This window comes from Streptomyces sp. NPDC006385 (genome assembly GCF_040612485.1).
Classification (GTDB): Bacteria; Actinomycetota; Actinomycetes; order Streptomycetales; family Streptomycetaceae; genus Streptomyces.
In genome coordinates, this window is record NZ_JBEXQG010000026.1 from 23,474 (window position 1) to 36,296 (window position 12,823).

The window sequence follows — 12,823 nt, forward strand, 5'->3', positions numbered from 1 at the left end:
CCTGGGGGCAATCGCAACTACTAAGCTGGCCAGCCTGCAGAAGTCCGCTGCGTCGGACTTCACGGGCCGGGTGCCTCCTCGTGCGCTCAGCGCAACAGGAAGACGAGGAGGCGTCCGGCACCGAGAAGGAGGATGAAGTCCAGGTCCCGCCCGGACCTGCCCGGCACCGGGCCAGTGCCCATCACTCAGTACTATCCCAGTAGGTCGAGTACGGAGGGCAGGCTGAGCATGAGAGGGCGGCTGCGCGCGGGTGGTGCCTTCGGGTATCTCCTGCTGGTCGTCGTGCTCGTGCTGGGCGTGTTCGCCATGCACACGATGGGCCACCCGGAAGTGTCGTCCGGGCACGGCGTGAGCGGCACCAGCAGCCCTGCTGTCGCAGGTGGGCACCAGGACGGCATGACCCAGAAGGCAACAGCCGCTGAGCCCTTGGCCCAGCCCGAGGCGAAGGTCTCTCACGGGACCGCGGCGCCGGCCGGCAAGTCGCCGGTGCACGGGCTCCCGAGCGGCATGGACCTGATGTCGGTGTGCCTGGCGGTCCTCACGGTCTGGCTGCTCGGACTGTTCCTGCGGGCCGCGGTGGCCCGTCGGCAAGAGCGGTCGACCGCCCTTCTCGCCCGATCGGTGGCACTGGCGCGCCCCAGCATTCCACCGCCAAGACCGCCGCTCCTCGCTCAGTTGTCAGTTCTACGGATATAGGCCGAGCCCTCGCGCAGCCCCTTTGGTGCTGCCCACGCAGACGTGTACGCCAGCCGACAGACAGAACTGACCAGAAGAGGTATTTCACACATGACTGCCTACAAGCGCGCCCTCAGCCGTCGCCTCCGCCGCCGTCTCGCGGTGGTGGGCACCATCACCGCGGGCGGGCTGCTGCTCGCCGCTTGCGGCGGGAGCGACATGGAGGGCATGGACCATGGGAGCGGCAGCTCCGCTTCCGCCACGTCCACTCAGTCGGCGGGGGAGAACCCGGCGCCCGGCACGTTCAACGACGCGGACGTCTCGTTCGCGCAGATGATGATCCCGCACCACGAGCAGGCCCTGGAGATGGCCAAGCTTGCGGACGGCCGGGCCTCGGACGCGGATATCAAGACGCTGGCCGCGGACATCGAGAAGGCACAGGACCCGGAGATCCAGACCATGAAGTCCTGGCTGAAGGCCTGGGGCAAGCCGGAGTCCGCCGAGGAGAGCATGCCCGGTATGGACCACGGGTCCGGCGGCATGGACGACTCCCAGATGTCCGGGATGATGTCCGACGAGGACATGAAGAAGCTCGAGGCCGCCAAGGGCACCGAGTTCGACCGGATGTTCGCGGAGATGATGATCGAGCACCACAAGGGCGCGATCACCATGGCGAAGGACGAGCAGAAGAACGGCCGTAACGCCACGGCCAAGAAGCTCGCCGCCGACGTCGTGAAGACCCAGTCCGCCGAGGTCGAGAAGTTCGAGAAGATCCTCGACCGGCTCTGATCCGCATCCGCCCACTGACCGCCCAGGGCTCCGAGGCGCGCCCGAGGAGCCCGGGTGGTCCCCCACCCGGGTGGCTGACCATGATCGGCGGCTGCTGCTCCTGCCGTCGCTGACCCAGCATGTGGCCTACCGGCAGGCGTCCCGCCCGCCGCCGTCAGGAACTGCCGGCGGTGGGGTAGCGGAAGTCGGGCGGCAGTGCCTGGTCCAGTCGGGGTACGAGGGTCGGTGCGCAGGTACGCATGCTCTGTCGGGTGACCAGGAGCAGGGACAGGGTGGATCCGGTCTCGTCGTCGATCGGGAAGCGGGCGTTGGGGTAACGCAGGGAGAAGTCGATGATCGTGTCGATGTCCCGGGTGAGCGACGTCTGCTTGCCGTCTCTGCCTTTGTCCTTGGCGCGGCAGATGGCGTCGATGTCGTGGAGCGCTTCGTGCGCAGGACGCACCTGGGCGGTGGGCGGGGTGACGAAGGGCGTCGTGGGGCTCGGCTCGGCGGTGGCGGCCGATCCGCTCGCCCCGCCGGAACCGCTCCCCAGGGCCACCACCGCCGCGACGGCCAGGGCGAGCACCACGGTGGCGGCCACCACCGACAGAAGCAGGCCCGGCCTGCGGCGGGGTGACAGGGCAGCGTCCTCGGTCTCGGAGCCGGGTGTGCCAGGGGGCGCGCCGGGCCGGCCGTGCTCCTCGTCGTGGGGTGGCGTCACGAGGTGGCCTTCCAGGTGGTGCCGCCGTCGGTGCTGCGGTACGTGCGGGCGGTCTGTCCGTCGAGTGCGCCCGCGTACAAGGCGCTGCCGGTGGCGTCGTAGCCGACCGCGCTGGTGCCCTTGGGCAGGTCGGCCTCCTTCCAGGTCTTGCCGCCATCGGCGCTCTGCTCGGCGCCGTTCATGCCGACGGCGTAGATCTGATTGATGTTCTTGGGGTTCCAGGCGGCGGCCATCGCGCCCGTCGGGCCGCCCAGGTCCTTCCACGTCCTGCCGCCGTCGGTACTGGTCTTCAGCGCGCCGGCCATGTCGGGGGCTATCAGGCGCTGCGGGTTCTTCGGGTCGACCAGGATGGAGCCCATAAAGGAGCGGCCCGCTTCGGCGTTTACCGTCTTCCAGGTCGTGCCGCCGTCGGTGGAGGCGAGCAGCCCGGACTCGGGGGAGGCGATGTAGACGGTGTCGCCGCTGCCGCCGATGCCGTGCACGTCACCGACCGCGCCCTTGCCGGTCACCTTGGTGAAGGTCGCCCCACCGTTAGTGGATCGGTACAGCCCGGGGTGCCCGCCCACGAGCACGGCGTCCTTCGTGGTCGCCCACCCCATGGCGTCGGCATCGCGCAGTGAGGGCACGTCCTTCCATGTCTTGCCGCCGTTGCCGGAGACGGCGACGGCGGCGTGTCCGCCCACGAAGAGCCTGTTGCCCAGCACCGAGACCGTGTGCAGGTCCCCGCCCACGAAGGGCTCCGTCGCCGACCCGGTGGATGTGCTGCCGCCACTGTCGCTGCGGGTGGACACGAAGACGCCGCCCACCGCGACCACCGCCACGGCCAGGACCGCGCCGCCCCAGCGCAGCCGACGCGCCCGCTGCTCGGCACGCCGTGCCGCGGCGGCCTGTTCCGCCGCCCTGGCCCGTCGCCGTTCGGCCTTGGTGGGCCTGGCGGCAGCCGTAGTTTTGGCAGCCGCTACGGACGGCTTCGTCTTACGGGACGTGGAGGACATGATCGTGGTTCCTTCACAGAAGGGAGAGGACGGTCGGCGCGGGCGACCCGCATGTCCGCGACGTGCCGGTCGGTCATCGCCTCTCGGGAGCGATGAACTGGATGATCGAGAAGAACCCCCTTTGAGGTCAGGGGACCGACGGAGAACGCGGCCACCCTTCCGGAGGCGTCCAGTGCGTAGGTGGTGGGAACGGCGCCGCGCATGTCGGCGATGCCCACGCGCCCGCCTGTGAGCGTGGTTCCGGACAGAGCCGGAGTGCAGCTCGCGCTTCGCCGACGGGAAGTAGCGGCACACCGAGGCACCGGTCGCCGCCGCGGGAGGGCCGCTGCTCCACTGCCAGCCGTCTGCCGTACCGCCGGCGCGACCCCCAGCCAGTACGGTGAGGTGCACACCTGACGTCGCGGCGGCCCCGCGAGGCGGGGAACGGCGTCGGAGGACGTCGTACAGCGAAGAGCGAACGGGTCAGCGGAACTCATCCTTCACGGACCGCCCGGCGTCATCGGACCGCTGGTCCGCCTCGTGACGCAGCAGTTGCGCCTCTTCGCGCAGCCGCTTGATCTCGGCGTCGACGTCCGCGTCCTGGTCCGTCTGCCCGCCTGGCGCCCCGCAGCACGAACGCGCCGCCGCCTGCCGATGCGGGCCCGCATGTCCGGCGGTACCCCGACGCATCGGCCGTACGCAGCAGAAGTACATCATCGCCAGCGACGCCGCGGTGAGCAGCAGGGGCAGGACGTAGCCGCTCACGGCGTCTGCTCCCGGACCGGAACGTCGGGCTCACGGCCGACCCGGGCCCGCAGCGCGTCGACCTCCGCGCGCAGCGCCTCCAGCTCCTTGCGCCGCGGATCGGGCGCGGACGCGCCCTCCGCCGTGTAGGTCTCGGCCTTCCGGGACCGGTTCATGAACCACATCATGGCGCCCATGACCAGCGGGCAGGCCAGCAGAGGCAGGACAGTGAGCAGCTGACTCATCACAGTTCTCTCTTCGATGGGAACGGAGTCGACCGCCGGCTCAGCGGCACCGAACACCACCCGTGCCGTCGGGGTGCTCTTCCACGAACGGCGGCAGCCGACACCCATATCCTATTCGACTTAGGTACTAAGGTTCATAGGGAGAGAGGCCGACTTCCAGCGCACCGGAAGTGCAAGAGGGCGATTTGACGAAGATCGAGCGCGGCGGCCCGCTGATCAGTCCCTGTCAGGCCAGCCCATGAGCCGTCGGCGCGGTGACCGCCCCACGGGAGCGCCACATCGAGCCGAGCGTGAGGGCTGCGAGCGCGATCATGGCACCGACCGAGATCAGGAATGCCGGGGAGGTCGGTGACGAGGCCGAGGCCCCCGCGACGACGTAGGCGGCCGTTCCCGGCAGCACACCCAGCGCTGTGGCGACGGCGAAGGAGCGCAGCCGTACGCCGGAGAAGGCGGCCGCGAAGTTGACCGCCTGGAAGGGGACGCCCGGCAGGACGCGCAGCAGAAAGATGCTGCGGAAGCCCTGTTCCGTGAGCCGCCGGTCCAACGCGGCCAGCACCTTCCCCTTGAGGAACGGCCGAAGCGCCTCGCGGCCGAGCCCCCGGCCGAGCGCGAAGGCCAGGACCGCGCCGAGGGTCGTCCCCGCCACCGCGAGCACCAGCCCTGCTGGGATGCCGAAGAACACCCCGGCCGCGACGTTGAGTACTGGCTTGGGAAAGAAGGCCAGGGTGCCGATCGCGAACACGAGCACGAAACCGAGCCCCGCCCACACGACGGGAACGCCCGGAGCGAGCAGCCCTTGCGAGAGGACCCGCCGAGGGTCCCACAGAAACAGGGAACCGGCCGCTGTCGCCAGGACCAGGACGAGGAGAGCCAGCCGAGCGGCCGGTGTCATACGCACGTGCCGAGTGTACCTACGAGGTTTTCACCCGGTCGCGCCCCGGAAACGGGGCTGCCACCTATGCGAGACCATGCCCTGCCCACCCTTGCGAGCAGCGTGGGGTTGTGTGGGCCGGCGCAACGGGTGCGGATCAGAACGTAGGGTCGGCCACCGCGCGTAAGGGCGATAAGGCCGAGCAAGGAGGCTGGCACACTGATTGCCGAGCGGCTCTCTCGGATGATCAACGATCACATCTCCTCCTGCCCGCCACAACGACCCACCTCCCCGCGGCCGCCTCCGGGATCACCTGGGTCCGAGTGACGGACTTCTCCGGAGCCAGTCGCCGCACCTGCATCGAACCCCCGGTCCCACGCGCGTGCCACATAGGGGCGCTGAACGGCAGACGGGCGCGAAGGGCGCCAGGGCCGCCCGCCGGCAGCCCTGGCCGATGAGCAAGTACCTCTGCTAAGCCCCTCAGCAGTGCACGGTGGGCCGGGTTCGGCAGGACCAGATATTTCACGCACATGCGCATCAGAGTGGCGGATCGTGATGTTCTGCATACGATCAGTGGCATGCCGCAGGAATCCGTCGGCCGCGCGGCGTCGTCGCGCAGGCCGGCACTCGTCTTCCTGGTGGGCCTGGTGCTGACACTCACGGCCCATCTGGTGGCGTGCGCGGTGCACGCAGGGGAGGACCACGGTTCTGCGGTGTCGGCCGCTTCTCACGCGCACGGGGAGCACGGGGCGGGCGCCCTCGCGGCCGCCCTGATCACCGGTCCGGCTTGTTCCGTGACCGACGACGGGCACTCCGGACACCACCACGTCCTGTGCTGCGATCCGGCGGACGTGCCCGTGCAGCTTCGTCCCTCAGCCGGGACGGTGTTCCCGGCGTTCCTGCTCCTCGCGCTCCTCCCACTGGGCCGCCGCCGCCCGGAGGGCTCCGCCGCGTCCGGGACTCCACCGGGTGGCGGGGACGCGTCCGGCACTTCTTGGTCCACCGGTCCAGCTCTGCTGCGAGTGGTCTGCGTCAGCCGTACCTGACCGTGCCCGCCCGGCGTCCGCGCCGGGCGTTCCGGCACACCCCCCACGTACGGCACGGACGTGCGGCCCGCCATGAGCGGGCCGCGGAAGGACCCACTCATGAGCACGGCTCTGCGCAGCGTCTCCTCGCACGACATCACCTCGTTCCTCGCGGCACACGAGCTCCCCCAACCGGCAGGTGCCCCGCGCCGGTCACCGGCCGGCATGGTCGGCAACACCCCCGTCCTGTGGGTAGGGGAACCCTTCCACCCGGTCGGCCGCGGCTTCTGGGCGAAGCTGGAAGGCTGCAACCCCGGCGGCATCAAGGACCGCCCGGGCCTTCACATGGTCGCCGCTGCGCGCAAACGCGGCGAGCTGGCGCCGGGCGCCCGCGTCATCGAGTCCACCAGCGGCACCCTCGGCCTCGGCCTCGCCCTGGCCGGCATCACCTACGGCCACCCGGTCACCCTGGTCACCGACCCCGGCATGGAGCCACTGATGGTGCATCAACTGCGGGCTCTCGGCGCGCACGTGGACGTCGTCACCGAGCCCCACCCCGTGGGCGGATGGCAGGAGGCGCGCCGCCAGCGCGTACGCGAGCTCCTCCACCGTACGCCGTCGGCCTGGTGCCCCGACCAGTACAACAACCCCGACAACGTCGCCGCCTACGCGCCACTCGCCCTCGAACTGACGGTCCAGCTCGGCCGCATCGACGTCCTGGTCGCGGCGGTCGGCACCGGCGGCCACTCCGCCGGCATCGCCCGCACCCTGCGCACCTTCAACCCGGAACTGAAGCTCGTCGGCGTCGACTCGATCAACTCCACCGTCTTCGGGCAGCCGGCAGGACCGCGCCTCATGCGCGGCCTGGGCAGCAGCATCCACCCTGGCAACGTTGACCACGCGGCCTTCGACGAGGTGCACTGGGTGGCCCCGGGCGAGGCCGTGTGGACCTGCCGACAGCTGGCCCGCGGCCACTACGCCAGCGGCGGCTGGAGCGTGGGAGCGGTCGCCCTGGTCGCGAACTGGCTGGCCCGCACCGAGCCCGAGCACACCCGGATCGCGGCGGTCTTCCCCGACGGTGTGCACCGCTACTGGAACACCGTCTACAGCGACGAGTACTGCCGCGCCCACGATCTCCTGCGCAGCTTCCCGGCCACCGACCCGGACGAGATCGCGCGCCCAGGCGAGCGGACGGTCGAGCGCTGGACCCGCTGCACCCACGTCACCCCACCGCGGTGGGCCGCGCGATGAAGTCCCTCGCCGTGCAGTTTCGTTCGTTCAACGGCTGCGTCCGCTGCTGATGCCGTAGCTGGCCGTGCACCTGGCGGACGGCATGGGCATGGGGCCGCCTGGGTGGCCAGGCTCGCAACGGTGAGGTGCGATGGCGAGCGAGATTCCGGCCTTCCACCAGCTGCCGCCGAGAGGTGACAAGTCGGCCCACCGGGAGGCCATAAAGCGGTGCGGCCGCCGCCGGCTGCGGGGCCGGTGGCTCAACCTCCGGGTCCCCCGCCGTCGGCCCGCGCGGTCGCGACGGTTGTTGTCTTGCTTGTGGCGCCGGAGGCCAACCAGGAGGCGCACTCCGACCTGCTGCTCCAGACCGAGCAGCGCGCCGTCCGCTGGTTGCTGCTGCTCGTCTCCCTGCCGCTGGCTGCGGCCGCGGCCAGTCATCCCGCGGATGTTCAGGTCGCCGCACACCGCCCCGGGCAGGCTCATCGTCGGCCGATGGCCCGCCCGGACGGCGCGAGGTGAACGTCAGGCCTGATAGGCCACGTTGGCCATCATCCCGGCCTCGCCGTGGTAGGCGTTGTGGCAGTGCAGCATCCACTGGCCCGGGTTGTCGGCGTCGAAGAAGACGGACAGCTTCTTCTTGGGCAGCACGATCGCGGTGTCCTTGCGCGGCCCGGAGTCGCCGATTTGGTACGTGTGGCCGTGCAGGTGCATCGGGTGCCACATGTCGGTGTCGTTGACGAAGTCGAGTCGTACGCGCTGGCCCTCCTGGATGAGGATCGGGTTCGCCTCGGGGTCCTTCATGTCGAACGGCCTGCCGTTGATGGCCCAGTTGTACTTGTCCATGCCGCCGGTCAGCTTGATCTGGTGCGTCACGTCGGTCTTGGCCGACTTCAGGCGCACGTCGTCCGCGGCGCGCAGCTGCGACGCGGACATGATCATGCCGTTGAGCTCCTTCGGACGGACGGTCGGCTTCGGGGCGCTGCCCGAACCCGTACGCACCAGGGCGAAGCCGTTGGCGTTCTTGCCCTCCGCCACGGCGACGAGCGGGAAGACCCCTTCCCCAAGGGTGACCAGGACGTCGTAGCGCTCGCCCATGCCGACCAGCAGGGCGTCGACCTCCTGGTGCTGGACCGGGAAGCCGTCGGTGTGGGTGATGGTCAGCTTGTGGCCGCCGAGGGCAACGCGGTAGGCGGTGTCCCCGCCCGCGTTGATGATCCGCAGTCGTACCTTCTTGCCGGGCTTGCCGGTGTAGACGTCCGGATCGGTCGCTACCCGGCCGTTGATCAGGTGGTGCGGGTACTTCACGTCACCGGCGTCGCCGCCGAGCAGTTCACTCTCGGCGCCCATCAGCATGAACTTCATCGACATGCCGCCGGACGAGGAGGCCGAGGCGGACGGGGACGCGGAACCGCCCTCCATGTCCATGCCGCCCATGTCCCCCATGTCATGGCCTTCCATGCCGCTGGAGCTGGGGCTGCTGCTGTCTCCCATGTCGTGGCCCATGCCGCCCATGCCCTGCCTGAGTTCGGCGAAGACCTCGTCGGGGGTGCCGGTGACGCCGTCGACCCAGTCGTCGAGGAGGACGACCCACTCGTCGTCGTAGTCGAGGGTCTCCTTGGGGTCTTCGACGATGAGCGGGGCGTACAGGCCGCGGTCGAGCTGGACACCGACGTGGGGGTGGAAGAAGAAGGTGCCTGGGTGGTCGGTGATGAACCGGTAGGTGAAGGTGGAGCCGGCCCGGACTGCTGACTGGGTGACCGGGGGTACGCCGTCCATGTCGTTGCGCATGGCGATGCCGTGCCAGTGGATCGACGTGGTGGTCTTGTTGGGGAGCTGGTTGGACAGCTCGGCGACCAGGGTGTCGCCGACGGAGAGCCGGATCTCCTTGCCCGGGGTGCGGCCGTCGAAGGCCCAGGTCTTGGGCATGACGCCGCCGCCGAGGTCGATCATGGCGGGCGCCGCGGTCAGGGTGAGCTTCTGCTGGCGTCCGGTGCCCTTGCGCTTCTTCTCCTTCGCGGCGACCGCGGAGGCGGAGGGGCTGATCAGGGCCTTGCCACTGGAGCCGCTCCCGTTGGTGCAGGCGGCGAGCGCGCCGGCGCCTGCGGCTCCCAGTCCGGCGAGCAGGACGGAGCGGCGGTTGATGCTGTTCATTGCGTTGTTGTCCTCTGCGTCGGTCACTGCGGATGTGGTCACGGAGGGACGGCACGTCACATGACACGCACCGTCTCGTGGAGGTGGCCTATATACGCAGCAGAGAGAGGACAGACAGGTCGGGAGGGGCGCGGCCGACCGTACCGGATGGCGTGCGTTCTTGCGTGCCCTCCCGGAGGTCCGCGAGCAGGGACACCCCGGTCTCACCAGGCACGGCAAGCTGTGCGGAGCCGATGCTCGCCGTGGTGCAGTGCTGCATGCCAGGCTCGGCGCAACCGCCGGCATCGGCGTTATGCGCGGAGGACGCCTCCCAGGTGGTCGGCGACGTCTTTCCCGGCATGACGTGTGCGGCATGGGCAGCGCCCCGCATGGAGGCGACATCCTTCGCGGGCATGGCAGAAGCGCCCATCATGCGGGAGGCGCCCGTCGTGACCGTCTCGTGATGGACGAGTACGGCCAGCGCGACGCACAGGGCGAGGAACGCCCCATACGTCCAGCGGACGGCCCTGCCGCCGCTGTGAGCTGCCCGTATCGTCATGATCTCCACCTGGTCGCGCTTGCCGTTCGCCGACGTAGGCATCTTACCCCCCGGGGGTAAGCTACAACATCGAAGGACAGATCAGATCGTCACTTGGTCGGCAGCCCTCCGTACGAGTGCAGGCCGGTAATGAAGATGTTGACGCCGTAGTAGTTGAAGACGAACGTGGCGAAGGCCACGAGGCCGAGCACCGCCGCGCGCCGCCCCTTCCACCCGGCGGTGGCACGGGCATGCAGGTACGCCGCGTAGGCCACCCAGGTGATGAAGGCCCACGTCTCCTTGGGGTCCCAGCCCCAGTAGCGGCCCCAGGCGGCCTCCGCCCACACTGCACCGGCGATGATCGCGAACGTCCACAGGGGGAAGACCAGAGCGGTCAGCCGGTAGGCCAGCTTGTCCAGCGTCCGTGCGGACGGCAAACGCCCCAGCAGCGCAGCTGCCCGGCTCTGCTCACGACCGGCCGCCGCTGCACGCTCCCACCGGTCGCGGAACAGGTACAGCAAGCTGACCACGGCAGCGGTGTGGAACACGCCGCCGGAGATGATCGCGGCGGAGACGTGGATCCACAGCCAGTAGGAGTGCAGGGCGGGCACGAGTTGGGCGGAGTCGACGTACAGCACCGACACCGCGAGACCGAGGGTGAGCAGGACCGAGAACAGGACCGGGACTCCCAGCCATCTCACGGGCTTACGGGCGGCGAGCAGGCCGACGTACGCGGCCGACGCCATGAGGGCGAAGGCGGTGGAGAACTCGTACATGTTGCCCCATGGCGGACGACTCACCGCGAGACCGCGGGTCAGCACCGAGCCGGAGTGCAGCAGAAGAGCCAGCACGGTCAGCGAGACGCCGATCCGTCCGACGAGGTCGGCCTTGGGGCTGCTTCCGGCTGCTCCGGGACCGTCTCCCACCGGCACCTGGGGTTTCTCCGGAGGCGCGGCCGCGGGCGGTGCCAGCACTTGCGTGCTGCTTCCCGACGCACCGCCCACGACCGCGCTCCTTGTCCGGCCGCGTGAGGGCGCGACCGGAGTCTGTTGTTCCGCCGAAGACCCGGCGGACGTACGACCGCCCGGCCCTCGGCTTCCGAACGCCCACTCCGCGCACGCGGCGACGAAGGCGAGCAGATAGACGGCGATCGCCGAGTACATCAGCCAGTTGGCGAGCTGGGCCAGGTTCTGGTCCGCGAGAGAGGTGTTGCTCACGTCTGCTCCTGAGGCAGGGGCTCGGGGGTTTCCACGTCTGCCTTGACGTTCTTCAAGTCGGGGTACCGCTCGCGCAACTCCTCGGCGAGCTCGGCCACTTCCTCGGCCGTCCGGTCGGTACCACTGGGGTCCAGTCCGGCGACCGTGATCCGTACGCGATCGGAGAGCGTGGGCTCCACACGCACCCACACCCGCCGTCGGCGGACGAAGAGCGACGCGCACAGGCCGAGTCCCATGGCGACCGAACTCCACAGAGCCATGCTGTTGCTGGGGTTGCGGGCGATCTGGAAGCTCGCCCACTGCTTGATGCCGTCGAAGGTGAGTGAGCCGGCACCACCGGGCAGTGTCATCCGGTCGCCGGGGCGCAGCGCCTGCGCGAACGGGGAGCCGTCGGCCTTGCGGAACTGGGTCATCCGGCTTGAGTCGAGCTGGTAGACGTTCTGCGGCTTCCCGCTGTCCATGCCGAGGTCGCCGTGGAAGGCAGTCAGGACCAACGCCGGGTCGTCCGTGGCAGGGAAGGAGGACCGCCAGCCGTTCAAGTCCAGCTGGACGGTGGGCAGGAAGAGGCCCGTGAAGCCGAGGCCGTCCCGCTTGCCGTTGCGGTTGCGGGCGTCCGGTGCCTTGATCACGCCCGTCGAGGTCAGGTTGCCGTCCTGCGGAAGGAACGCGGCGGGCCCCTGCCACGCGATCTCGCCCTTGCCGTCGCGGACGGTGACGACCGGGGCGTAGCCGTGGCCGAGCAGGAAGACCTTGGAGCCGTCCACCTCCAACGGCTTGTTTACCTCGACCAGGGTGTCCCGACTCGGCCCGCCGTCGCTCGTGCTGTAGTTCAGGCGCGCGACGAAGGAGCTCGCGGTGCCGCGCTGCGGGTCGCTGCGCTGATACGTGGCCGAGAAGCCCTTGAGCCGGAAGCTGAACGGCTTCAGGCTGTCGGCGGAGGCCAGCGTGCCGGGGCTGAAGTCGTCGTACTGCGTGAGGGTGTTGGTGAAGCTGTCCCCCTCCAGGACCAGCTTTTGGCCGGTCGTGCCGAAGAGACTGCCGACGGCGAGCGCGATGAGAAGCCCGAACAGGGAGGCGTGGAACAGCAGGTTCCCTGCCTCGCGCAGGTACCCCTTCTCCGCCGCGACCGAGCCGTTCCCCTCCATGTGGACGGCGACGCGGAAGCGCCGCCGCCGCAGCAGGTCCGCGCCGGTGAGCAGCACCTCGCCCCGGTCCGCCGACGCCGTCCAGCTGCAGTGCTGAGGCAGGCGGTCGAGCCGCTTGGGCGCGGCCGGCGGGTGGGAGCGGAGGGTGCGCACGTACTGCAGGATCCGCGGCACGATGCAGCCGGCCAGCGAGATGAAGAGCAGCAGGTAGACGGCGGCGAACCAGGGCGAGGAGTAGACGTCGAAGAAGCCGAGCTTGTCCAGGAGCGGTGCGAGGTTCGGGTTGCGCTCGCGGAAGTCCGCGGCCTGGGCGGGTTGCCTCCCCTCCTGGGGGACCAGGGAGCCGGGCACTGCGGCGAGCGCGAGCAGGAGCAGCAGGATCAGCGCCGTACGCATCGAGGTCAGCGAACGCCAGAACCAGCGCAGCCAGCCGACCGGCCCGAGCCCCTTGGGCTCGCCGTCCTGCCGCGCGGAGTCGCTCGCGGACGCATCGCCTTGCGCGGGTGGATCAGCGAGACTACGAAAATCACTAGTAGCCAC

At 69.9% G+C, this 12,823-nt stretch carries 14 protein-coding genes; 5 read left to right on the top strand and 9 right to left on the bottom strand.

Going from position 1 to position 12,823, the window contains the following annotated elements:
- The first annotated feature begins 228 nt into the window (after window positions 1-228).
- Window positions 229-696, top strand: a complete 468-nt coding sequence (locus tag ABZ078_RS20955; RefSeq protein WP_189906277.1) for a DUF6153 family protein — start codon at window positions 229-231, stop codon at window positions 694-696.
- A gap of 90 nt (window positions 697-786) precedes the next feature.
- Entirely contained in the window at window positions 787-1,464 is a 678-nt protein-coding gene (locus tag ABZ078_RS20960; RefSeq protein WP_189906275.1) for a DUF305 domain-containing protein, read from the top strand.
- A 154-nt stretch (window positions 1,465-1,618) separates the two neighbouring features.
- On the opposite strand, the gene ABZ078_RS20965 is transcribed toward ABZ078_RS20960, so the two are convergent.
- From ABZ078_RS20965 to ABZ078_RS20985, 5 genes are all read right to left on the bottom strand, one after another.
- Window positions 1,619-2,164 carry a hypothetical protein gene (locus ABZ078_RS20965; RefSeq protein ID WP_189906273.1) on the bottom strand — a complete coding sequence of 182 codons (546 nt, stop codon included), beginning with the start codon at window positions 2,162-2,164 and terminating at the stop codon, window positions 1,619-1,621.
- On the bottom strand, window positions 2,161-3,159 hold the full coding sequence (locus ABZ078_RS20970) for a hypothetical protein (RefSeq protein WP_189906271.1): 999 nt from the start codon (window positions 3,157-3,159) through the stop codon (window positions 2,161-2,163). Before ABZ078_RS20970 ends, ABZ078_RS20965 begins: the two co-directional genes overlap by 4 nt.
- Before the next feature lie 462 nt (window positions 3,160-3,621).
- Window positions 3,622-3,903 carry a hypothetical protein gene (locus ABZ078_RS20975; RefSeq protein WP_189906269.1) on the bottom strand — a complete coding sequence of 94 codons (282 nt, stop codon included), beginning with the start codon at window positions 3,901-3,903 and terminating at the stop codon, window positions 3,622-3,624.
- Window positions 3,900-4,127 (bottom strand): hypothetical protein, encoded by a 228-nt coding sequence (locus ABZ078_RS20980; protein WP_189906267.1) that lies wholly within the window; start codon window positions 4,125-4,127, stop codon window positions 3,900-3,902. Before ABZ078_RS20980 ends, ABZ078_RS20975 begins: the two co-directional genes overlap by 4 nt.
- A 226-nt stretch (window positions 4,128-4,353) precedes the next feature.
- Window positions 4,354-5,019 (bottom strand): TVP38/TMEM64 family protein, encoded by a 666-nt coding sequence (locus ABZ078_RS20985; RefSeq protein ID WP_189906311.1) that lies wholly within the window; start codon window positions 5,017-5,019, stop codon window positions 4,354-4,356.
- A 557-nt stretch (window positions 5,020-5,576) separates the two neighbouring features.
- Here ABZ078_RS20985 and ABZ078_RS20990 point away from each other — a divergent pair.
- The 3 genes from ABZ078_RS20990 (at window position 5,577) to ABZ078_RS21000 (ending at window position 7,772) form a co-directional block, all read left to right on the top strand.
- Window positions 5,577-6,044 carry a hypothetical protein gene (locus tag ABZ078_RS20990; RefSeq protein ID WP_189906265.1) on the top strand — a complete coding sequence of 156 codons (468 nt, stop codon included), beginning with the start codon at window positions 5,577-5,579 and terminating at the stop codon, window positions 6,042-6,044.
- A 99-nt stretch (window positions 6,045-6,143) separates the two neighbouring features.
- On the top strand, window positions 6,144-7,274 hold the full coding sequence (locus ABZ078_RS20995) for a PLP-dependent cysteine synthase family protein (protein ID WP_189906263.1): 1,131 nt from the start codon (window positions 6,144-6,146) through the stop codon (window positions 7,272-7,274).
- A 291-nt stretch (window positions 7,275-7,565) separates the two neighbouring features.
- Window positions 7,566-7,772, top strand: a complete 207-nt coding sequence (locus tag ABZ078_RS21000) for a hypothetical protein (RefSeq protein ID WP_189906261.1) — start codon at window positions 7,566-7,568, stop codon at window positions 7,770-7,772.
- Window positions 7,773-7,775: 3 nt separating this feature from the next.
- Here ABZ078_RS21000 and ABZ078_RS21005 read toward each other — a convergent pair whose 3' ends face one another.
- From ABZ078_RS21005 to ABZ078_RS21020, 4 genes are all read right to left on the bottom strand, one after another.
- Window positions 7,776-9,404 carry a multicopper oxidase family protein gene (locus ABZ078_RS21005; RefSeq protein ID WP_189906259.1) on the bottom strand — a complete coding sequence of 543 codons (1,629 nt, stop codon included), beginning with the start codon at window positions 9,402-9,404 and terminating at the stop codon, window positions 7,776-7,778.
- A gap of 88 nt (window positions 9,405-9,492) precedes the next feature.
- Window positions 9,493-9,942: a DUF6153 family protein gene (locus tag ABZ078_RS21010; protein WP_189906310.1), complete on the bottom strand. Its 450-nt coding sequence runs from the start codon at window positions 9,940-9,942 to the stop codon at window positions 9,493-9,495.
- Window positions 9,943-10,031: 89 nt separating this feature from the next.
- On the bottom strand, window positions 10,032-11,138 hold the full coding sequence (gene ccsB, locus ABZ078_RS21015; protein WP_356577322.1) for a cytochrome c biogenesis protein: 1,107 nt from the start codon (window positions 11,136-11,138) through the stop codon (window positions 10,032-10,034).
- On the bottom strand, window positions 11,135-12,823 hold the full coding sequence (locus ABZ078_RS21020; protein WP_356577324.1) for a cytochrome c biogenesis protein ResB: 1,689 nt from the start codon (window positions 12,821-12,823) through the stop codon (window positions 11,135-11,137). The genes ccsB and ABZ078_RS21020 overlap by 4 nt, the downstream gene beginning before the upstream one ends.

What these genes read in the sequence shown, in the direction of transcription:
- ABZ078_RS20955 (WP_189906277.1), top strand. Translation starts at nt 229, where the DNA reads ATGAGAGGGCGGCTGCGCGCGGGTGGTGCCTTCGGGTATCTCCTGCTG.
- ABZ078_RS21005 (WP_189906259.1), bottom strand. Translation starts at nt 9,404, where the DNA reads ATGAACAGCATCAACCGCCGCTCCGTCCTGCTCGCCGGACTGGGAGCC.
- ABZ078_RS20990 (WP_189906265.1), top strand. Translation starts at nt 5,577, where the DNA reads ATGCCGCAGGAATCCGTCGGCCGCGCGGCGTCGTCGCGCAGGCCGGCA.
- ABZ078_RS20985 (WP_189906311.1), bottom strand. Translation starts at nt 5,019, where the DNA reads ATGACACCGGCCGCTCGGCTGGCTCTCCTCGTCCTGGTCCTGGCGACA.
- ABZ078_RS20995 (WP_189906263.1), top strand. Translation starts at nt 6,144, where the DNA reads ATGAGCACGGCTCTGCGCAGCGTCTCCTCGCACGACATCACCTCGTTC.
- ABZ078_RS21010 (WP_189906310.1), bottom strand. Translation starts at nt 9,942, where the DNA reads ATGACGATACGGGCAGCTCACAGCGGCGGCAGGGCCGTCCGCTGGACG.
- ABZ078_RS20970 (WP_189906271.1), bottom strand. Translation starts at nt 3,159, where the DNA reads ATGTCCTCCACGTCCCGTAAGACGAAGCCGTCCGTAGCGGCTGCCAAA.
- ABZ078_RS20960 (WP_189906275.1), top strand. Translation starts at nt 787, where the DNA reads ATGACTGCCTACAAGCGCGCCCTCAGCCGTCGCCTCCGCCGCCGTCTC.
- ABZ078_RS20980 (WP_189906267.1), bottom strand. Translation starts at nt 4,127, where the DNA reads ATGAGTCAGCTGCTCACTGTCCTGCCTCTGCTGGCCTGCCCGCTGGTC.